This window comes from Zestomonas carbonaria (assembly GCF_904061905.1).
Taxonomy (GTDB): domain Bacteria; phylum Pseudomonadota; class Gammaproteobacteria; order Pseudomonadales; family Pseudomonadaceae; genus Aquipseudomonas; species Aquipseudomonas carbonaria.
Window position 1 is genome coordinate 13,706 of record NZ_CAJFCI010000020.1, and the last position, 21,164, is coordinate 34,869.

General features: G+C 66.7%; 15 protein-coding genes and 1 pseudogene. 14 read left to right on the forward strand and 2 right to left on the reverse strand.

Annotated elements, in window-relative coordinates; translation table 11 throughout:
* The first annotated feature begins 29 nt into the window (after nucleotides 1-29).
* Complete coding sequence (locus PSEWESI4_RS03390; protein ID WP_187669770.1) at nucleotides 30-455, forward strand: hypothetical protein; 426 nt, start codon at nucleotides 30-32, stop codon at nucleotides 453-455.
* Between the two features lie 39 nt (nucleotides 456-494).
* The gene (locus tag PSEWESI4_RS03395) at nucleotides 495-899 is read left to right on the forward strand and encodes an META domain-containing protein (RefSeq protein WP_187669771.1); all 405 of its coding nucleotides are present in this window, start codon (nucleotides 495-497) and stop codon (nucleotides 897-899) included.
* Between the two features lie 256 nt (nucleotides 900-1,155).
* Here PSEWESI4_RS03395 and PSEWESI4_RS03400 read toward each other — a convergent pair.
* Together PSEWESI4_RS03400 and PSEWESI4_RS03405 are read right to left on the reverse strand one after the other, a co-directional pair.
* Nucleotides 1,156-1,275, reverse strand: a pseudogene (locus tag PSEWESI4_RS03400) (2-hydroxyacid dehydrogenase); the annotation flags it as partial.
* A 12-nt stretch (nucleotides 1,276-1,287) separates the two neighbouring features.
* Nucleotides 1,288-4,035: a response regulator gene (locus tag PSEWESI4_RS03405; RefSeq protein ID WP_187669772.1), complete on the reverse strand. Its 2,748-nt coding sequence runs from the start codon at nucleotides 4,033-4,035 to the stop codon at nucleotides 1,288-1,290.
* A 115-nt stretch (nucleotides 4,036-4,150) separates the two neighbouring features.
* On the opposite strand from PSEWESI4_RS03405, the gene PSEWESI4_RS03410 reads away from it, so the two are divergent.
* The 12 genes from PSEWESI4_RS03410 to mazG all read left to right on the forward strand — a co-directional run bounded on the left by PSEWESI4_RS03410 (nucleotide 4,151) and on the right by mazG (nucleotide 20,937).
* Complete coding sequence (locus PSEWESI4_RS03410) at nucleotides 4,151-4,864, forward strand: response regulator transcription factor (protein ID WP_187669773.1); 714 nt, start codon at nucleotides 4,151-4,153, stop codon at nucleotides 4,862-4,864.
* Nucleotides 4,861-6,207 (forward strand): HAMP domain-containing sensor histidine kinase, encoded by a 1,347-nt coding sequence (locus PSEWESI4_RS03415; RefSeq protein ID WP_187669774.1) that lies wholly within the window; start codon nucleotides 4,861-4,863, stop codon nucleotides 6,205-6,207. The genes PSEWESI4_RS03410 and PSEWESI4_RS03415 overlap by 4 nt, the downstream gene beginning before the upstream one ends.
* A 103-nt stretch (nucleotides 6,208-6,310) precedes the next feature.
* Nucleotides 6,311-8,440: a TonB-dependent receptor domain-containing protein gene (locus PSEWESI4_RS03420; RefSeq protein WP_187669775.1), complete on the forward strand. Its 2,130-nt coding sequence runs from the start codon at nucleotides 6,311-6,313 to the stop codon at nucleotides 8,438-8,440.
* Between the two features lie 301 nt (nucleotides 8,441-8,741).
* Entirely contained in the window at nucleotides 8,742-11,009 is a 2,268-nt protein-coding gene (locus PSEWESI4_RS03425; RefSeq protein WP_187669776.1) for a FepA family TonB-dependent siderophore receptor, read from the forward strand.
* A 66-nt stretch (nucleotides 11,010-11,075) separates the two neighbouring features.
* A complete protein-coding gene (locus PSEWESI4_RS03430; RefSeq protein ID WP_187669777.1) occupies nucleotides 11,076-12,575 on the forward strand; it encodes a class I SAM-dependent methyltransferase in 1,500 nt (499 codons plus the stop codon).
* A gap of 76 nt (nucleotides 12,576-12,651) precedes the next feature.
* On the forward strand, nucleotides 12,652-12,939 hold the full coding sequence (locus tag PSEWESI4_RS03435) for a DUF3649 domain-containing protein (protein ID WP_187669778.1): 288 nt from the start codon (nucleotides 12,652-12,654) through the stop codon (nucleotides 12,937-12,939).
* Nucleotides 12,936-14,531: a PepSY-associated TM helix domain-containing protein gene (locus tag PSEWESI4_RS03440; RefSeq protein WP_187669779.1), complete on the forward strand. Its 1,596-nt coding sequence runs from the start codon at nucleotides 12,936-12,938 to the stop codon at nucleotides 14,529-14,531. The genes PSEWESI4_RS03435 and PSEWESI4_RS03440 overlap by 4 nt, the downstream gene beginning before the upstream one ends.
* A 1-nt stretch (nucleotide 14,532) precedes the next feature.
* Nucleotides 14,533-14,868: a DUF3325 domain-containing protein gene (locus PSEWESI4_RS03445; protein ID WP_187669780.1), complete on the forward strand. Its 336-nt coding sequence runs from the start codon at nucleotides 14,533-14,535 to the stop codon at nucleotides 14,866-14,868.
* A 536-nt stretch (nucleotides 14,869-15,404) separates the two neighbouring features.
* A complete protein-coding gene (gene cysM / locus PSEWESI4_RS03450) occupies nucleotides 15,405-16,307 on the forward strand; it encodes a cysteine synthase CysM (RefSeq protein ID WP_187669781.1) in 903 nt (300 codons plus the stop codon).
* A gap of 2 nt (nucleotides 16,308-16,309) precedes the next feature.
* Nucleotides 16,310-17,671, forward strand: coding sequence for a 23S rRNA (uracil(1939)-C(5))-methyltransferase RlmD (rlmD, locus tag PSEWESI4_RS03455; protein ID WP_187669782.1), 1,362 nt, complete (start codon nucleotides 16,310-16,312; stop codon nucleotides 17,669-17,671).
* Nucleotides 17,672-17,765: 94 nt separating this feature from the next.
* The gene (gene relA, locus PSEWESI4_RS03460; protein WP_187669783.1) at nucleotides 17,766-20,009 is read left to right on the forward strand and encodes a GTP diphosphokinase; all 2,244 of its coding nucleotides are present in this window, start codon (nucleotides 17,766-17,768) and stop codon (nucleotides 20,007-20,009) included.
* Between the two features lie 94 nt (nucleotides 20,010-20,103).
* Complete coding sequence (mazG, locus tag PSEWESI4_RS03465; RefSeq protein WP_187669784.1) at nucleotides 20,104-20,937, forward strand: nucleoside triphosphate pyrophosphohydrolase; 834 nt, start codon at nucleotides 20,104-20,106, stop codon at nucleotides 20,935-20,937.
* The last annotated feature ends 227 nt before the right edge of the window (nucleotides 20,938-21,164 follow it).

A 21,164-nucleotide genomic window follows, 5' to 3' on the forward strand; every position in this document is an offset into this window, starting at 1 on the left:
CTTTCCGTTGAACGACCGAGCCCGCCACCATGGCCGAACATGACTTCCGCTACACCCTGCTGCGCCCCGAGCACACCCTGATCGAGTGCCGCGCGCTGACGCCTGGCCGCTACCAGGTGACCGGCAACGGCGGCGCGATCCGTGCCGGCGATACCCTGCTGGTCACCCTCAAGGGCAGCCGCGACCTCTCCATGCGCCTCACCGTGGACAAGGTCCGCCACCTGATCAGCCCGCCGGGCCAGTGGGTGGCGACCGCCGCCGGGCCGAACTTCCGCGAGCTGTCGATCCTCAACTGGCAGGTGAACTGCGACAACTGCGGCGTGCAGCTCGACTTCGAATTCGCTGTCGATCCCAGCCTCGGCGAAGCCGCCAGGGCGCCGGCGGCCGAGGCGCGCATCCGCGAACTACACTGGCAGAGTCTCGACGGCCGCCACCTATGCCCCAAGTGCCAGTGAGTCCAGAGCCGGCAAGTCCAGAGTAAGTAAGGAGGCTTCATGAAACCCGCTCTCGCAATCGGCCTGTTCGCCGCAACCCTGGCCGGCTGTGCCAGCAACGCCGTCACCCTCGAGCAGGACACCGCCTACCGGGTGGAATGGCTGGGCGAGCGCCCCCTGATCGACCGCAGCCACCTGACCGTCACCCTCGGCGCGGACGGCCGCGCCTATGGCAACGGTGGCTGCAACCACTGGTTCGCCAGCTACGAGCTGGATGGCGAGCGAATCCGCTTCGGCCAGGTCGGCAGCACCCGCAAGATGTGCGCTCCGGCGTTGATGGAGCAGGAACAGCGCTTCTTCGATCTGCTCGGCAAGGTCCAGCGCTGGGACTTCTCTGAAATCGACCAACTGCGCCTGTGGCCGGAACAGGGCAAGCCCATGCGCCTGTGGCGGGATGGCATCTGACCCTACAAGAGCTGTCATCGAGCGCATTCCGGCGGCTGTCGAATGGTTCCCCGCGTGCGCGAGGGCGACGGGGAAAGCTGGCGTCCCCCCAGCCTCGTCATTCCCGCGCATGCGGGACGGTGCTTGCTCCGAACGCCCTTCAGGGCGGCCCGAAGGGCGAGCAAAGCGAGTCATCCATTGAACAAGACGCGCCCTACGCTTCGACCCGATTCTGCGGTTCACCATCCGCCCAGGCCGCGATATTGGCCAGGGTCGTGGCGGCGGTGTCGATGTCCAGGCGGACCGGCTGGAGCAGCAGTTCGGCGCCGTCCGGCAGCGGTTCGGCCTGGAAGCTGTCGCGGTCGTAGGTCTGGCAACTGAACAGGATGGTGCGCATGGTCACTGGCCCTCAGGCATCGACCTTCATCTCGGCGGCCAGGCGCTCGATGGCGGCGTCCAGTTCGTCGAGGGCCAGGTCCGTTGCCGGGTCGTTCTGCTTGAGCAGGGTTTCGCTGCGCTGGCAGGCGGCGCGCAACTGGGGGACGCCGCAGTAGCGGGTGGCGCCGTTCAGGCGGTGCACGCGTTCGAGCAGCGCCATCCGGTCGCCACTTTCGCGGGCCTGGCGTATCGCCTTGCGGTCGGCGGGCAGGCCGGCGAGCAGCATGTTGAGCATATCGGCGGCCAGGTCGGGCTTGCCGGCCGCCAGGCGCAGGCCTTCCTCTGCGTCGAGGATGCCGAGGTGGGTCGACGGCGTTTCCGGCGAGCGCTCCGGCTGGTGGTTGCGTAGCGCCAGGCCGGTCCATTTGAGTACCACCTGGGCGAGTTGCCGCTCGCTGATCGGCTTGGTCAGGTAGTCGTCCATGCCGGCCCGCAGCAGGGCGCGTTTCTCGTTGGCCAGGGCATGGGCGGTGAGGGCGATGATCGGCAGGGCGACGCGTTCGTTCTCGCTTTCCCACTGGCGGATCGCCTCGGTGGTCTGACGGCCGTCCATGCCGGGCATCTGCACGTCCATGAATACCAGGTCGAAGGCGTTGTGCTTGACCGCTTCCAGCGCGTCCTGCCCGTTGTCGATGGCCAGCACCTCGGCGCCCATGTCTTCCAGCAGGGTCTTGACCAGCAGCAGGTTGGCCGGGTTGTCGTCGACGCATAGCAGGCGCGGCGCGCGGCTGGCCAGCGGCGCTGGCGGCTCGGGACGTGGCTGGCGCTCGCCGAACAGATGCAGCAGGGCGTGCAGGACCTTGCGCGCGCAGGCCGGCTTGGCCTGCACCTGGCTGCCGGCTTCCGGCAGCAGCTCCTGGTAGAGCGCCTGCTCGGTGGTCGGGCAGAGCACCAGGCTCTTGCAGCCGAGCCGTTCGAGGTCCCAGATGTGCTGGCTGAGGCGTTCCGGGGGGAGTTCCTGGGCGTTCACGCCGAGCATCGCCAGGTCGATCGGCTGATCGCCGTGTCGTTGCGCGGCGACGGCTTCGAGCAGCGCGTCGAGGCTGGTGAAGTGCTGCACCTTCAGGCCGTGGTCTTCGAGCTGGTGCTCCAGCGCCTGGCGGGCCAGTTCGTGGTTCTCCAGCAACGCGGCGCGGCGCCCCTGCAAGGTGCTGCGCGGCAGCGTTTCGCCATCGTCGCGGGCTTTCGGCAGGCTCAGGCTGATCCAGAACTCCGAGCCTTCGCCCGGCGTGCTGGTGACGCCGATCTCGCCGCCCATCTGCTCGATCAGGCGCTTGGAGATCACCAGGCCGAGGCCGGTGCCGCCAGCCTGGCGGGTCAGCGAGTTGTCGGCCTGGCTGAAGGCCTGGAACAGGTTGCGCAGTTCGTCGTCGGCCAGGCCGATGCCGGTGTCCTGCACGCTGATGCGCAGTTGCGCGCGCTCGGCGGTTTCGTCCTCGACCATCGCGCGGATGGCGATGGTGCCGCTGTGGGTGAACTTGATGGCATTGCTGATCAGGTTGGTGAGGATCTGCTTGAGGCGCTGTGGATCGCCGATCAGCGACGGCGGGGTGTCGCGGTAGATCAGGCTGACCAGCTCGAGCTGCTTGGCGTGGGCGGCCGGCGCCAACAGGGTGAGGGCGTCCTGGATCAGGTCGCGCAGGTTGAAGGGGATGTGTTCGAGGACCAGCTTGCCGGCTTCGATCTTCGAGAAGTCGAGCACCTCGTTGATGATCCCCAGCAGGCTGTCGGCGGATTTCTCGATGGTGCCCAGGTAGTCCTGCTGGCGCGAGGTCAGCTCGCTTTTCTGCAACAGGCGGGTGAAGCCGAGGATGCCGTTGAGCGGGGTGCGGATCTCGTGGCTCATGTTGGCGAGGAACTCGGACTTGATGCGGCTCGCCTCCAGGGCCTCCTTGCGCGCGAAATCCAGCTCGATGTTCTGGATCTCGATGGTCTCGAGGTTCTGACGGACGTCCTCGGTGGCCTGTTCGACGCTGTGCTGAAGTTCTTCCTGGGCGTTCTGCAAGGCTTCGGCCATGCGGTTGATGCCCGAGGCGACCTCGTCCATTTCCTGGCTGCCGAGCGTCGGCAGGCGGGTCTCCAGGCGGCCGTCCTTGAGCAGCGCCACGCCCCGCTTGATCTGCTGCAACGGCTCGCTGATGGAACGGCTCATGCGGATTGCCAGCAGCGCGGTGATCACCAGCCCGGCGAACACCAGCAGTAGGCTGGTGAACAGGCTGCGGTAGCCGCGCAGCAGGGTGCTGTGGTGCGACAGCTCCAGCTCGACCCAGCCGAGCAGGCGTTCGTCGTTCTCCGGCGTCTGCTCGTCGGTCAGGTGGCGGTGGTGCTCGAACACCGGCAGCAGGAAGCGCGTGGCGTCGTTGCCGCTGCGTTGCGCGAGGTTGTCGCCATCGCTGTTCGGCAGTGGGTTGAGCATCTTCGGACCGGCATTGGCCAGCGGTGCGTGCTCGGCATCGAGGAAGCTCACCGTGCGCACGTCCGCCTGTTCCAGGGCATGCTTGGCGATGCGTTCCAGTTGCTCGGTGTCGTGGCGCACGAGGGCCGGGGCCGCCAGGGGAGCGAGGTGCTCGGCGAGGCTCTGCCCGCGCTGCATGAGCTGGCCTTCCAGCTCCTGCAATTGCACGGCGATGAAGTAGCTGCCCAGGCCCAGCGCCATCAGGCTGGTGGGCAACAGGCTGAGCAACAGCACGCGACCCTTGAGGCCAAGATCCTTGAACACGCCGCTCCTCCCGTCCGTTTTCGGGCAGTGTAGCGATTCGTCGCATGGGAATCTGCCGGCGCTTTTGTCAGAATACGCAAAATAGAGTTATTCGCGTTTGTGAGCGGCATTATCCATGCAGAGCATTCCCTCAGCCTCGGCCCGCATCCTGGCCATCGAGGATGACCCGTTGTTGGCTTCTCATCTGCACGAGCACCTGCGGCGTCGCGGTTTCGACGTGACCTTGCGGCAATCGGGGGAGGAGGGGCTCGCATTGGCCAGCTCCGAGGATTTCGACCTGATCCTCATGGACATCCTGCTGCCCGGCCGCAATGGCCTCGAGGTGCTCGGCGCGCTGCGCCGCGAGCGCAAGGTGCCGGTGATCCTGATGTCCGCGCTGGGCGCCGAGCAGGACCGCATCGCCGGTTTCAGCCAGGGCGCCGACGACTACCTGCCCAAGCCGTTCAGCATGAGCGAGATGGAGGTGCGCATCGACGCGGTGCTGCGCCGGGTGGCCTACGAGCGGGACGAGGTGCCATGGCAGGCGGAAATCGACCCGCAACTGCTCTTCGACGAGGGGCGGGCCGACGTGCGTCTGGGCACGCAGTGGGCCGGCTTCACCCCCACCGAATACCGCCTGCTGGAAACCCTGCTGCACCATGAGGAGGAAGTGCTGAGCAAGGCCTTCCTCTATCAACAGGTGCTGCACCGCCCCTATGCCCGGCATGACCGGGTCCTGGACATGCACGTCAGCCACATACGCCGCAAGCTGAAGGGGATCGGCTACAACGCTGGCCGGGTGGAAACGGTATGGGGCAAGGGCTACGTTCTGACCCGAGCAGCTTCATGAACCTGCCCGGCCGCCATTCGCTGTTCTGGAAGCTGGCGGTGCTGCTGGTCGCCTTCTGCGTGCTGGTGATCTGGCTGACCCGCTCGTGGAGCATCTATGCGGAAACGAGAAGCTACCACCTGTCCTCGGAAGCCAAGCGGACGCTGATCGGTTATTCCCGGGAGGCCGAACAGGCCTGGCTGGACGGCGGCACGGAAGGCGTCGACCGCTGGTTGCAGGAGATGTCGCTGCGCGAGCCCAGTTGGATGACGGTGGTCGGCAAGGAGTTGCAGCCGCTGGGGAGCCGGCCCTTGTCGCCGGAGGAAGTCGGCAACCTGACCTTCATGCGGCAGGTCGATTGGCCGATGAGCAAGCGTTCCATCGGCCTGCCGCACATCAGCCTGCCGTTTCCCTCCCATCCGGAGAGCGGCCAGTTGGTGATCCAGTTACCCGAGCGCTACCTGCCGAAAGGCCTGGCCATCACCACCCGGCTGGCCATCCAGGTGCTGATGCCCGCTCTGCTGGCCCTGCTGCTCGGCGTGCTGCTGTACCGCCTGCTGATCTCCCCCCTGTCCCACCTGCGCGAGCAGGCCAATGCCTTGCGCGGCGATCGCCTGGCGACCCGGGTGGCGCCGCGGGTGGCGACCCGGCGCGATGAACTGGGCGAACTGGGGCGGGCCTTCGACCACATGGCCGGCCGCCTGGAGAACACCGTGGCGTTCCAGCGCCAGTTGCTGCGCGACCTGTCCCACGAGTTGCGGACCCCGCTCAGCCGCCTGCGCGTGGCCGGCGAGCACGAGCAGGACATCCACGCCCTGCGCCAGCGCCTGGAGCGCGAAGTGGAAGGGATGGAACGGCTGATCGGCGACACCCTGGAGCTGGTCTGGCTGGATACCGAGCGTCCGCGCCTGCCGCTGGATGCGGTGGAAGTGCCCCAGCTCTGGGAGGTACTGCGGGAAAACGCCTGTTTCGAGACCGGCTGGCCGGCCGAGCGGCTGCCCTGCGAACTGCCCGCCGATTGCCGGGTGACCGGGCATCTGAACGGCCTGGCGCAGGCGCTGGAGAACATTCTGCGCAACGCCATCCGCCATTCCCCCGAGGATGGGGTGGTGCGCCTGTCCGGTCGCCGCGACGGGGAGCACTGGCACCTGTGGGTCGAGGACCAGGGCCCCGGCGTCGCCGACGATGCGCTGGACAACATCTTCCAGCCGTTCACCCGGCTCAACGCCGCGCGCCCTGGCGGCGATGGCTTCGGCCTCGGGCTGTCCATCGCCCGCAGCATGGTGCGCCTTCAGGGCGGCGAGCTATGGGCGGAAAACCGGACCCCTGGCCTGCGCCTGAACCTGCGGCTGCAAAGTGTATAGTTTGTAAATGGAATTTACACGCAACTGACAATTAATATCATTCGCGCTCTCGGATCGGGTCATCCCGATCATGCCAACACTAAAAAATATATAGAGAGCGCCCATGAAAAAATTCCTTCTTTCACCGTTGAGTGCGTCATGTCTGGCCGCGGCCGCGGGATCGCTGCAGGCCGCCGAACTCGCCCCGATCGAACTGCAGGACCTGGTGGTCAGTGCGTCCGGCTTCGAGCAGAAGATCACCGATGCGCCGGCCAGTATCAGCGTCATCAGTGGCGAAGAACTGAAGCAGAAGCGGGTCGCCAGCCTGGCCGATGCGCTGGCCGACGTGGAAGGCGTGGATGTCAGCGACAACGCCGGCAAGACCGGCGGCCTGAACATCAGCATTCGCGGCATGGGCAGCGCCTACACCCTCATCCTGATCGACGGACGTCGGCAGAACGCTGCCGGCGACATCACCCCCAACGGCTTCGGCGAAACCAGGACCAGCTTCCTGCCGCCGATTTCCGCCATCGAGCGGATCGAGGTCATCCGGGGACCGATGTCCACTCTGTATGGTTCCGACGCCATGGGGGGCGTCGTCAACATCATCACCAAGAAGGTCGGCAAGGAGTGGGGCGGCTCGGTCAGCGCCGAAACCACCCTGCAGGAACACAAGGCATACGGCGACAGCCGCGCCACCGAGCTGTACCTGAGCGGTCCGCTGGTCGAGGACAAGCTGGGCCTGGCCCTGCGCGGCCGTTATTTCGAGCGCGATGCATCCGAGATCGAGTACTTCGACGCCACCGTGGGCGGGCAGGTGTCCCCGTGGATGGGCGCGAACCCGGTCGAGTCCGACATCTGGAACGCTGGTGGCCGGCTGACCTTCACCCCGACCGAAGATCACGACATCAGCCTGGACTACGAGCGCAACAACCAGTGGTACGACAACAGCGAAGGCCAGCTCGGCACCCTGGGGGCATCGGGTGGCTACGAGGAAGAGCAGCGCTACGAGCGAGAGCAGTACAGCCTGGCGCACACCGGCCGCTTCGGCTTCGGCACCCTGGAGTCGAGCCTGATGCGCAACACCACCGAGACCATCGGCCGACTGGTTCCCGCGCTGCTCAACACCCCCGGCATCGTCGCTGGCGGCCCGCGCAAGCTGGAGTCGGAGAACACCATCTTCGACACCAAGCTGCTGCTTTCCTTCGGTAACCACAACCTCACCGTCGGCGGCCAGTACTGGGAAGCCGAGATGATCGATGGCGTGGTGGTCGACAAGTTCGAACACCGGATGAAGTCGGTATTCCTCGAGAACGAATGGCGCATGCTCGACAACCTGGCCCTGACCCTCGGCGTGCGTCGCGACGATCACGACAAGTTCGGCGGCCACACCAGCCCGCGTGCCTACCTGGTCTGGAACGCGACCGACAACTGGACCCTCAAGGGCGGTGTCAGCGAAGGCTTCAAGGCGCCCGACCTGGAAGACCTCGCCGATGGCATCAACGGATTCGGTCGCCAGGGACGCATGCCGCTGATCGGCAACCCCGACCTGCAGCCGGAAACCAGCCGCAGCAGCGAGTTCGGCGTCTACTTCGACAATTACGACAACTTCAACGCCAACCTCACCCTGTTCCACAACAAGTTCGAGGACAAGCTGTCCAGCACCACCGTGGACAACTGCCGGGTGAACAACACCCCCGGTTGCGTGGACATCGGTCCGGGCTGGGAGTCTGCGGCGCCGACCTTCTCCCAGGCCATCAACGTCGACGAGGCCGTCACCGAGGGCGTGGAAGTCGCCGGCCGTTGGCGTTTCGCGCCGGCCTGGAGCCTGAGCGCCAACTACACCTACACCGACACCGAGCAGAAGAGCGGCGTCAACGAGGGCTGGCCGCTCAACAGCACGCCCAGGCACATGTTCAACACCAAGCTCGACTGGCAGGTGAACGACCGCCTGTCCACCTGGTTGCGCGGTGAGTATCGCAGCGAGCGTTTCCGCCGCACCGAGGCGGCGCGCAACTTCGCCTACGAGGCGTTCGGCGACTACAAGGCCTACACCCTGTTCCACCTGGGCGGCAGCTACCGGTTCACCGAGAACTTCGACGTCAGCGCCACCATCTACAACCTGTTCGACAAGGACTTCATCGAGTACAAGCCCTACGTCAGCAACGCCGCCGGCGATATCGCCTACGGCAACGAATACAACAACAACCAGGAACGCCGTCGCCTGTGGCTGTCCGCCACCTATTCCTTCTGATCCGCTGGTGAATCGGGCCGGCCGCCGGGGTAGCACCCGGCGCGCCGGCCTTGCCGTGTCCTGCGGGCACGTCCGGGGTCGTTTCCCCGCGCGGACCTCCCGCACCGCCGGCCGGCGGTTGAGAAGTGTATAAATTGTAAATTAGATTTACTCTCAAATAGGAATGCTTAGCATTTGCGCCGACCCGCGCAGACCGTGGGCGAGCCCAGAAGTTCCTATCCCGCCTCATGCGCCGTTCACCGCGGTCGCCGGACCACCGCTCGCTCCTGCGCTTGTTTCATCTCGCAACTGGAGTGTGACGATGTATCCGCAATTCAAGCTCAGTCACCTGTCACTGGCCCTGCTGGCGGCCTCCGTTCCTTCGCTGGCGCTCGCCGAGCCGCTGGAGCTGGACCCCAACAGTGTGCCGGTAGAATCGACCGACCTGCCGGTTGCCGGTAGCGAACAAGCGCTGGAGCTGGGGGAGACCCACGTGCTGGGCACCGCCGAGCAGGAGCTGAAGCAGGCGCCGGGCGTCTCGATCATCACCGCCGAAGACATCAAGAAGCGTCCGCCGGTCAACGACCTGTCCGACATCATCCGCAAGATGCCGGGCGTCAACCTCACCGGCAACAGCGCCACCGGCCAGTACGGCAACAACCGGCAGATCGACCTGCGCGGCATGGGCCCGGAAAACACCCTGATCCTCATCGACGGCAAGCCGGTCGGCTCGCGCAACTCCGTGCGCATGGGCCGCAGCGGCGAACGCAATACCCGTGGCGACACCAACTGGGTGCCGGTCGACGCCGTCGAGCGCATCGAAGTGCTGCGTGGCCCGGCCGCCGCGCGCTACGGTTCGGGCGCCGCGGGTGGTGTGGTCAACATCATCACCAAGGCGCCGAGCAAGAAGCACAGCGGCTCGGTCACCGCCTACACCAACATCGCCGAGGACAACGCCGAAGGCGATACCCGCCGGCTGGGCTTCAGCCTCGCCGGTCCGCTGGTGGACTCGCTGTCCTACCGGCTGTACGGCAACCTGAACAAGACCGACGCCGACGACCTGTCGCTCAACGAGGAGTTCGCCGCCGGCGTCACTCCGCCCGCCGGTCGCGAGGGAGTGCGCAACAAGGACGTCAACGGCCTGCTGCGCTGGGACCTCGATCCCCGGCAGACCCTGGAGTTCGAAGGCGGCTTCAGCCGCCAGGGCAACATCTACGCGGGTGACCGCGCGGTGAGCTCTTCGGGTTCGGGCCTGCTCACCGAACTGGCCAACGGCGGCAAGGAAACCAACATCATGTACCGCCAGTCCGCCTCGGTGACCCATCGCGGCGACTGGGACTTCGGCACTTCGCAGGTGGTCGCCGCCTACGAGAACACCCGCAACCGCCGCCTCAACGAAGGCCTGGCCGGCGGCAGCGAAGGTAGCATCAACACCAGCGACGACATGTCCACCTCGGAACTGGACAGCTATCGCCTGGCCGGCGAGCTGAACCTGCCGCTGGAAATGGGCTTCACCCAGGTGCTCACCGTCGGCGCCGAGTACACCCGCGACGAACTGAACGACCCCTTCTCCATGAGCCAGGGGACCGGTACCGGTGGCCAGGTGCCGGGCGCCGATACCGGCGTGCGCTCCGGCAAGTCGGACGCCGACAACTACGCGCTGTTCGTCGAGGACAACATCGAGATCGATCCGCGCTGGATTCTCACTCCCGGCTTGCGCTTCGACCGGCACAGCGAGTTCGGCGGCAACTGGAGCCCGAGCCTGAACAGCTCCTACAAGGTGACCGACACGGTCACCGTCAAGGGCGGTATCGCCCGCGCGTTCAAGGCGCCGAACCTGTACCAGTCCAACCCCAACTACCTGTACTTCACCATGGGCAATGGCTGCCCGGTGGACTTCCCGAGCCTGGGCGCCGGCTGCTACGTGCAGGGCAACGACAACCTGGACGCCGAGACCAGCGTCAACAAGGAACTCGGCGTCGCCTACGACAAGGATGGCTGGAACGCGGGGATCACCTACTTCCACAACGACTACAAGAACAAGATCACCGCCGGCATGGAACCGGTCGGGCAGACCAGCGTCAACGGCCGCATCTTCCAGTGGGAGAACGCGCCCAAGGCCGTGGTGGCCGGCTGGGAGGGCAACCTGAACGTGCCGCTGCTGGGCACCATGGGCGAGATCCTGAGCTGGAACAACAACTTCACCTACATGATCGAGAACCACAACAAGGAAACCAACGAACCGCTGTCGGTGATTCCCAAGTACACCATCAACTCGATGCTGGACTGGGCGGTCAATCAGTCGTTCGACCTGTCCTTCAGCATGACCCACTACGGTGAGCAGGAGCCCCGCAAGCTGACCTCCCAGGGCGCTGCAGCCACCAACGACGCCCTGAAGAAGCGTGGCGGCTACACCATTTTCGGGGTTACCGCCAACTACGAGCTGGACGAGACCTGGAGCTTCACCACCGGCGTCAGCAACCTGTTCGACAAGCAGTTGCTCCGCCAGAACAACTCCGGCGGGGCAGGGGCCAACACCTACAACGAACCGGGTCGGGCGTACTTCGCCTCGGTCACCGCCTCGTTCTGAGTCGGGTCGCTCTATCGACTCCGCCAGGCCATGCCTGGCGGAGTCTTGTCATGATGGATTGAACGCATGTCCCTGTGGAACGACGGCTACCTGGCCGACACGCCCTATCCGCACCACGTACACCCCGAGCTGTCGCCGAGCTGGCTGGGCGCGGTGCTGACCGCCCTCGGCCAGCGCGCGCCGGACCTGGCCGCCGGCTTCCGCTATTGCGAGCTGGGCTGCGGCCAGGGCCTGAACAGCCTGCTGCTGGCGGCGGCCAACCCCGCTGGGCAGTTCCTCGCGGTGGACTTCAACGCCCGCCACATCGAACACGGCCGGCGCCTGGTCGAAGCGGCGGGGCTGGGCAACCTTGAGTTCCGCCAGGCGGGTTTCGCCGAGCTGGCCGGGGAGGAGGCCGGAGAGGGCTTCGACTTTATCGTCCTGCATGGCGTGTACTCCTGGGTGTCGCCGGCCAATCGCGCGGCTATCCGTCGTTTCGTCGAGCGCTGCCTGAAGCCGGGCGGGGTGGTCTACCTCGGCTACATGAGCCATCCGGGGATGTCCGCTTTCGTCACGGCCCAACGCTTCCTCTGGCAAACCGCACAGCAGGTCGGGGGCACTCCACAGGCCCGCCTGCGCGCCGGGCTGGATGCCTTGCGCCAGTGGCAGGGCGCTGGCGCCGGCTACTTCGCCGAACACCCGGACGTGGCCCGCCGTCTTGCCCGCGCCGACGACGAGGACCTGGACTTCCTCGCCCATGAGCTGCTTTGCGAGCACTGGGCGCCACTGTATTCGGCCGAGGTGATCGACTCGTTCGCCGCGCTCGGCTGCCGTTTCGTCGGCAGCGCCACGCCGCTGGAGAACATCGATGAGCTGTCTCTGCCCGGCCACTGCCTGCCCCTGCTGCAGGGCCTCGCCGACCCGGCGCGGCGGGAGGCGGCCAAGGACATGGCGCGCAACCAGTCGCAGCGTCGCGACCTGTACCAGCGCGAGCCCCGCGCGTTGAGGGCGGACGAGCATCGCCAGGCGCTGCTCGCCGGCTGCTGGGCCGCGTTGCCGGGAGCGCCGGCCGACGGTGGATTGACCTTCGATACCCGCATCGGTCCGGTGCAGGGCGACGAGCAGTTGTTCGCGCCACTGCTCGCCGCCCTGGCCGAAGGCCCGCAAAGCTTCGCCGAACTGGCGCGCCGGCCGGCCCTGGCGGCGCAGATCGGCAACCTCAGCGCCGCCTTGCAGATGCTGGCCTGGGCCGGCCATGCCCATCCATTGCTGAACGGCGAGGTGGCGGTCGAGCGCTGCCAGGCACTCAACCGGGTGCTCAGCGAAGGGGCCCTGCACGGTGCCGGTTATCGCTACCTCGCCGCGCCGAGCCTGGGCGCACCGCTTGCTGCCGACCTGCTGGAGATGGCGGCGGTGCGGGTGCTGCTGGAACACCCGCACCTGCGCGGCAGGCTGTTCCGGGAAACCGTGCTGGCCGTGCTGCGGCGCGCCGACCTGGCCGCCGGGGACGAGCAGGTGCGCCGCCTGGATGCGTTCGAGGCGCGGACCTTGCCGGCCTGGTTGCGGTTGGGAGTGGTGGGGAGATGAAGCCCGAAGCCTGTCGCTACGCGGAAAGGGCCAGCCACGGCCCGCTGGCCGGTTCGCCTATCGAGGAAAACAGACCATGAATTTCGATCATCCCGCCTGGTCGGTGCTGTCGCGCACCCTGGCCGCACTACTCGGCGGTTACCTGTTCACCTACGCCTTCACCGCCGCCCTGGCGCGCCTGCTGCCGCTGGACAAGGTGGACGCCATGGTGGTCGCCACCCTGCTGTCCTTCGTCCTCTACACCCTGGTCATCCTCTGGGCCTTCGCTTGCCGCAGCGCCTGGCGGGTCTGGGCGGGCCTGGCCCTGGCACTGCCGCTGGGTGCCATCGGCTTCTGGCCGCAACTGCTGGAGAAACTGGGATGAAGCAGCGGACCCTGACCCAATCCATGTCCTGGCTGCATACCTGGGGCGGCCTGATCTTCGGCTGGCTGCTGTTCGCCATCTTCCTCACCGGCACCCTGGCGGTGTTCGACAAGGAGATCGACGGCTGGATGCACCCGGAAGTGCCGGCGCACAACCTCAGCCAGGCCGAGGCCGCGCAGCGTGCCCTTGGCTACCTGGCGACCAACCACCCGCAGGCCAGCGCCTGGAACATCGGCCTGCCCACCGAACGGTCGCCGGCCCTCACGGTATCGGCCGGCGAACAGCGCCGTGGCGGTGGCGAATACCTGGACCCGCACAGCAGCGAGCGCCTGGACGTGCGGGAAAGCGCCGGCGGGCTGTTCTTCTTCCGCTTCCACTTCACCCTCAACCTGCCGCGCAACCTGGGTATCTGGATCGTCGGCCTGGCGGCGATGGCGATGCTCGCCGCGCTGATCAGCGGCATCGTGATCCACAAGAAATTCTTCAAGGAGTTCTTCACCTTTCGCCCGGCCAAGGGGCAGCGCTCCTGGCTCGACGCGCACAACGCCAGCGCCGTGCTGGTGCTGCCGTTCCACCTGATGATCACCTATACCGGGCTGGTGATTTTCTACCTCATCTATATGCCGGCGGCGATGGACGCCCTGTTCGACGGCGACCGCGATGCCCTGATGCGTGCGCTGCGCGGAGCCCCGGCCGAGCAGCAGGCTGGACACGGCGCGCAAGCCGGCCAGCGCGACGGTCGCCCGGGCGAACAATCGCGGGGCCGTGGCGAGTCGTCGGGGCAGCCGGCCGAGCTGGCGCCGCTGACGCCACTGGAGCCCGTGCTGGCCGAGGCCGAGCGGGCGATGGGGCCGGTTGCCGGGCTGTCGATCCAGAACCCGGGACGCAGCGATGCGCGCATCGAAGTGCGCCCGGTGCTTGGCAACCGCATCGAACTGACCAAGGGGCAGAGCATGCTGTTCGACGGCGTGACCGGCAAAGTGCTGCGCCCGCCGGCGGAAAGCCGCCCGAGCATCCTCACCCAGAAGGTGATGTCCGGCCTGCACTTCGCCCAGTTCGGCGGCTACCCGATGCGCTGGCTGTACTTCCTCTGCGGCCTGGCGAGCAGCGCAATGATCGCCACCGGCCTGGTGCTGTTCACCGTCAAGCGGCGGCGTCGGCACGACAGCGAGGGGGTGTTCGGCGCGCTGCTGTATCACGCCGCCGAACGTCTCAACGTCGCCGTGGTGGCCGGCCTGACGGTGGCCTGCGTGGCCTTCCTCTGGGCCAACCGGCTGCTGCCGGTGGAACTGGCGCAACGTGGCGGCTGGGAGGTCAGGGTGTTCTTCCTGATCTGGCTGGCCACCCTGGCGCACGCCATCGTGCGGCCCTGGCTGCGCGCCTGGCGCGAGCAACTCGGGCTGGCGGCGTTGCTGTGCCTCGGCCTGCCGCTGCTGAGCCTGGTCGACGATGTTCGCGGCAGCCATGCCTGGCTGGAGGCTACGTCGGTGGCGCTCGGCGCGCTGCTGGCCTGGACCTGCTGGAAGCTCGGCCAGCCACCGAAAGAGCGCCCGGCACGGCGCGCGGCCAAATCGCTGGCGGAGGCCAACTGAAATGAGCATCGCACTGATCGCCGGCCTGCTGCTGGCCTATGGCGGCATGCTGGCCCTGTGCCTGGGGCTGGAGCGTCACTACAAGCAGGTCTGGAAGCGGCCCTCCAGTACGCTGCGTCGTGCCCTGCGCGCCGCCGGCTGGCTGGCACTGGCCGCCAGCTTCGCCGCCAGCGTGCTGGCCTGGGGCTGGGCCATGGGCCCGGTGGGCTGGTTCGGGCTGATCTCCCTGGCGGGCTTCGCCCTGGTCCTGCTGCTGCCTTACGCCCCGCGCCTGGCGGTGGTGCTGGCTGGCGTCGGTTGGCCGCTGTTGGGTGTCTTGGCGTTGGTGGGGGTGTAGGTAGGGAAAGCCGGTCAGGAGCGCTGGAGGCTGGAGGGCTGGACGAAAAAGCAGCGCGTGGCGCTTTTGTAGGGTGTGCTGTGCGCACCGTTTACCCAGGGGCGGGTAGGGTGGTTCGCTGGAAACGCAGGTGTTGCATCCCCCTCGGTGCGCACGGCGCACCCTACGTATTGGGCTCCCAGCCGAACCGTCATCCCCGCGAACGCGGGGGCCCAGTAAACAGTCTCTCGGATTTCATCCGGGCTACTCGTTCGCTTTTGTAGGAGCCAGCTTGCTGGCGATGCCTTGGACGTTGCCGGGTATCGCGCGCATGGCGCGCTCCTACAGGTCGGCATCGAGGCTGCGTTCGTAGGATCGGCGGGGACGCCCAGTTCCATGGCCGCGAAAAAAGCTTGACGTAGAAGGTGCGTGGCCAACCTCCAGCCTTTCACCGCCCCCCGGGCGCGTTCGGAAATAACCAGCGAACTTCCTGCAATATGGCCAGAGACGGTTTGCCGGTATCATGTGCGCCCCGCTGTCTGATTGCGAACGAGATCATGACCCAGCAGTACCCCACCATCGCCGATTGCATCGGCAATACCCCGCTGGTCCGCCTGCAGCGCCTGCCCGGCGAGACCAGCAATACCGTGTTGGTGAAACTGGAAGGCAACAACCCGGCCGGTTCGGTGAAGGACCGCCCGGCGCTGTCGATGATCACCCGCGCCGAACTGCGCGGTGACATCAAGCCCGGCGACACGCTGATCGAGGCGACCTCCGGCAATACCGGCATCGCCCTGGCCATGGCGGCGGCGATCAAGGGTTACAAGATGATCCTGATCATGCCGGACAACATGACCGAGGAGCGCAAGGCGGCGATGACCGCCTATGGCGCCGAACTGGTCCTGGTGTCGCGCGAGGAGGGCATGGAAGGCGCCCGCGACCTGGCCGAGAGCCTGCAGCGCGGTGGGCGTGGCGTGGTCCTCGACCAGTTCGCCAACGGCGACAACCCGATCGCCCACTACTCCAGCACCGGCCCGGAAATCTGGCAGCAGACCGGCGGTACCATCACCCATTTCATCAGCTCCATGGGCACCACCGGCACCATCATGGGCTGCTCGCGCTACTTCAAGGAACAGAACCCGGCCATCGAGATCATCGGCCTGCAACCGATGGAAGGCTCGGCGATTCCCGGTATCCGCCGCTGGCCGGAGGAGTACCTGCCGAAGATCTACGACGCCGAGCGCGTCGACCGTATCGTCGACATGCACCAGAGCGAGGCCGAGGACGTGATGCGTCGCCTGGCCCGCGAGGAAGGCATCTTCTGTGGCGTGTCCTCCGGCGGCGCGGTGGCGGCGGCCCTGCGCCTGTCGCGCGAGGTGGAAAACGCGGTGATCGTGGCGATCATCTGTGACCGGGGCGACCGCTACCTGTCCACCGGCATCTACGACCTGCCCAACTGATCATGGCCAAGCAGAGGGCACGTCCTGGCGGCCTGCGCTTCCAGCCCAGCGGCGGCGCCCGTACGGGCGGGGTGCCGGTGGGCAAGAAGCAGCGGTTGCAGATCGAGCGCCTGGCCAACGATGGCCGCGGTATCTCCTTCGTCGACGGCCGCACCTGGTTCGTTGCCGGAGCGCTGGCCGGCGAGACGGTGGAAGCCCGAGTTCTGGCCGCGCGCAGCCAGGTGGTGGAGGCGCGCAGCGAGCGCATCCTGACCGCCGTTCCCGAGCGTCGCGAAGAGCCCTGCCGGTTCGCCACCCGTTGCGGTGGCTGTTCGTTGCAGCACATGAGCCACGCCGATCAACTGGCGCTGAAGCAACGCACCCTCGCCGAGCAACTGGAGCGGGTGGCCGGTGTCGAGCCGAGGCACTGGGAGCAGCCGCTGGTCGGCCCCGAGTTCGCCTACCGTCGCCGTGCGCGCATCGCCGTGCGCTGGGATGCCAAGGCCTGCCGGCTCGAGGTCGGTTTCCGCGCGGCGGCCAGCCAGGACATCGTCGCCATCGACGACTGCCTGGTGCTGGTGGCGCCGTTGCAGCCGATCCTGCGTGACCTGCCTGAAGTGCTGCGCAGCCTGCAACGTCCGCAGGCGCTGGGGCACGTGGAGCTGTTCAGCGGCACCGCCAGCGGTGTGCTGGTGCGTCATGTCGCTCCGCTGGGCGCGGATGACCTGGCCCGCTTGCAGGCCTTCTGTGCGGCGCACGACACGCAACTGTGGCTGCACGGCGAAGGCGAGCCGCAACCGGCGGTCGCCGGCCAGAAACTCGGCTACCGGCTGGAGCGCTGGGGGCTGGAGCTGGATTACCGGCCCGGCGATTTCGTCCAGGTCAATGCACCGGTCAACGAGGCGATGGTCGCCCAGGCACTAGACTGGTTGGCAGTGCAGGGTGACGAGCGAGTGCTCGACCTGTTCTGCGGCCTGGGCAACTTCGCCCTGCCGCTGGCCCGCCAGGCGCGCGAGGTGGTGGCGGTGGAAGGAGACGCGGCGATGACCACGCGGGCGGCGGCCAATGCCGCGGCCAACGGTTTGGCCAATGCGCACTTTTTTCAGGCTGACCTGTCGAATCCGCTTGCCGAAGCCCCCTGGGCTGGCCGAGGATTCTCTGCAGTCCTGCTCGACCCGCCGCGCGATGGCGCCTGGCAAGTGGTCCGACAGATCGGCGCCCTGGGCGCCCGGCGGGTGCTGTACGTGTCCTGCAACCCGGCCACTCTGGCGCGTGACGCCGCCGAGTTGGCGAAGCAGGGCTACCGGCTGGAACGTGCCGGAATCCTCGATATGTTTCCGCAGACTGCGCATGTCGAGGCGATGGCGTTATTCGAGGCGGATTAGGCGTGTGTTCCCGGCCTGGTCCGTGCAATCCGAACAGCCCGAAGAAGGCTGGCGATATCCGACGTGTTTGCCATGCGTCGTAGGAAGGTAAGAGATGGTACAGGTTAGAGCGCATCAGCCGATCAACACCGACGGCAGCATCAACCTAGAAGCCTGGCTCGATCACGTGGTGAGTGTCGACCAGGCGCTGGACCGCGTGGCCCTGCGAGAGGCCTGCGAGTTCGCCCGGGAGGCCGAGTCGCAGGCCAACGCCGCGCAGAACCTGTGGGCAGAAGGCACGTCCAGTTTCCAGACCGGCCTGGAGATCGCCGAGATTCTCGCCGACCTCAAGCTCGACCAGGAATCGCTGGTCGCCGCGCTGGTCTACCGCGGCGTGCGTGAAGGCCAGGTGACCCTGGAATCCGTGCAGAAGCGCTTCGGCAGCGTGGTCGCCAAGCTGGTCGAGGGCGTATTGCGGATGGCCGCGATCAGCGCCAGTATCAATCCCCGCGAATCCATGGTGCTCGGTTCCCAGGCGCAGGTGGAGAACCTGCGCAAGATGCTGGTGGCCATGGTCGACGACGTGCGCGTGGCGCTGATCAAGCTGGCCGAGCGCACCTGCGCCATCCGCGCGGTGAAGAACGCCGACGACGAGAAGCGCCACCGGGTCGCCCGCGAGGTCTTCGACATCTACGCGCCGCTGGCCCACCGCCTCGGCATCGGCCATATCAAGTGGGAGCTGGAGGACCTGTCCTTCCGCTACCTCGAGCCCGAGCAGTACAAGAAGATCGCCAAGCTGCTGCACGAGCGGCGGCTGGACCGCGAGCGCTTCATCAGCGACGTGATGGCGCAGTTGAAGAGCGAGCTGGCCGCCACCGGCATCCAGGCCGACATCAGCGGGCGGGCCAAGCACATCTATTCGATCTGGCGGAAGATGCAGCGCAAGGGCCTGGATTTCAGCCAGATCTACGACGTTCGTGCCGTGCGCGTTCTGGTCCCGCAGGTGCGCGACTGCTACACCGCGCTGGGGATCGTGCACACCCTGTGGCGGCACATCCCGCGCGAGTTCGACGACTACATCGCCAACCCCAAGGAAAACGGCTACCGCTCGCTGCACACCGCGGTGATCGGCCCGGAAGGCAAGGTGCTGGAGGTGCAGATCCGCACCCACTCCATGCACGAGGAAGCCGAGCTGGGCGTTTGCGCGCACTGGCGCTACAAGGGGACCGACGTCAAGTCCGGCTCCAACCACTACGAGGAGAAGATCTCCTGGCTGCGCCAGGTCATCGAGTGGCACGAGGAGCTTGGCGACATCGGCGGCCTGGCCGAGCAACTGCGCGTCGACATCGAGCACGACCGGGTCTACGTGTTCACCCCGGACGGCCATGCCATCGACCTGCCCAAGGGCGCCACGCCGCTGGACTTCGCCTACCGCGTGCACACCGAGATCGGCCATAGCTGCCGTGGCGCCAAGATCAACGGGCGCATCGTGCCGCTCAACTACAGCCTGCAGACCGGCGAGCAGGTGGAGATCATCACCAGCAAGCAGGGTACGCCGAGCCGCGACTGGCTGAACAGCAACCTCGGCTACGTCACCACCTCGCGGGCGCGGGCGAAGATCGTCCACTGGTTCAAGATGCAGGCGCGCGACCAGAACGTCGCCGCCGGCAAGGCCATGCTCGAACGCGAGCTGACCCGCCTGGCGCTGCACCACGTGGACTTCGACAAGCTGGCCGAGAAGGCCAACCTGAAGACCGCCGAGGACATGTTCGCCGCCCTGGGCGCCGGCGACCTGCGCCTGGCGCACCTGGTCAACTACGCCCAGCAACTGGTCGAGCCGGAGCGCGGCACCGAGCAACTGGAGCTGATTCCGCGCCGCACCCATCACCATCGTCCGGGCAAGCGCGGCGACATCCAGATCCAGGGCGTCGGCAACCTGCTGACGCAGATGGCCGGCTGCTGCCAGCCGCTGCCGGGCGATCCGATCGTCGGCTACATCACCCTCGGCCGTGGCGTCAGCATCCACCGCCAGGATTGCGCCTCGGTGCTGCAACTGGGTGCCCGCGAGCCGGAGCGGATCATCCAGGTAAGCTGGGGCCCGGTGCCGGTGCAGACCTACCCGGTGGACATCATCATCCGCGCCTACGACCGCGCCGGCCTGTTGCGCGACGTCAGCCAGGTGCTGCTCAACGAGAAGATCAACGTGCTGGCGGTGAACACCCGCTCGAACAAGGAAGACAACACCGCGATCATGTCGCTGACTATCGAGATTCCCGGCCTGGACGCCCTCGGCCGGCTGCTCGGGCGCATCGCCCAGTTGCCGAACATCATCGAGGCGCGCCGTAATCGGGCCAATTGAGCGGCAAGCTTCAAGCGACAAGCTTCAAGAGAAAAGCAGCGGCGTCTTTGCTTGAGGCTTGCAGCTTGAAGCTTGCCGCTACCAAGGACCAACCATGTACAAGCTCGACGATCTTCTGCACCTGATGGCCCGTCTGCGCGATCCGCGGCACGGTTGTCCGTGGGACCTCAAGCAGAGCTACGCGACCATCGTTCCCTACACGATCGAGGAAGCCTACGAAGTCGCCGACGCCATCGAGCGTGGCGATTTCGAGCACCTGCCGGGCGAGCTCGGCGACCTGTTGTTCCAGGTGGTCTACTACAGCCAACTGGCCAGGGAGGAGGGGCGCTTCACCTTCGATGAGGTGGTCGACAGCATCACCCGCAAGCTGATCCGCCGCCATCCCCACGTGTTCGTCGACGGCGACCTGTACGGCGAGCCGGACCCCGCGCGCCTGGAAGAGGCGGCGGTCAAGCAGCGCTGGGAAGAACTCAAGGCCGAAGAGCGCGCGGCCAAGGCGGCGGAGCCGGAACAACTGTCGCTGCTCGACGACGTCCCGGCGGCCCTGCCGGCGCTGAGCCGCGCGGTGAAACTGCAGAAGCGCGCCGCACAGGTCGGTTTCGACTGGCCGGAGGCGCTGCCGGTGTTCGACAAGGTGCGCGAAGAGCTCGACGAAGTCCTCGAAGCGATGAGCGAGGACGACCCGCAGGCGCTGGCCGATGAAGTCGGCGACCTGCTGTTCGCGGTCACCAACCTGGCCCGCCACCTCAAGGTCGATCCCGAAACAGCCCTGCGTGCGGCCAACGGCAAGTTCGAGCGGCGCTTCCGCTATATCGAGCAGGTGCTGCGCGAACAAGGCCGCAGCCCCGAGGCGTGCAGCCTGGAAGAACTGGACAGCCTGTGGAACCGCGCCAAGCGCGAGGAACAGGCTGGTTCGGCTTGTGGTTGAAGAAGAGGGTATTTGGGGGAGTTGGCTGTTCGTTGGTGGGTGGGTCTGGTGTCTGTGGCTTGCCGCGTTCCCTCACCCCAACCCTCTCCCGGAGGGAGAGGGGGCTGTTCGGCGTTGCGGTTTTAGTGCGAGGTTGAACCAACGCACGGATAGCCCCCTCTCCCTTCGGGAGAGGGCTGGGGTGAGGGGCGGAATCGATCATTGACACTCAAACCCACCCCCACTCC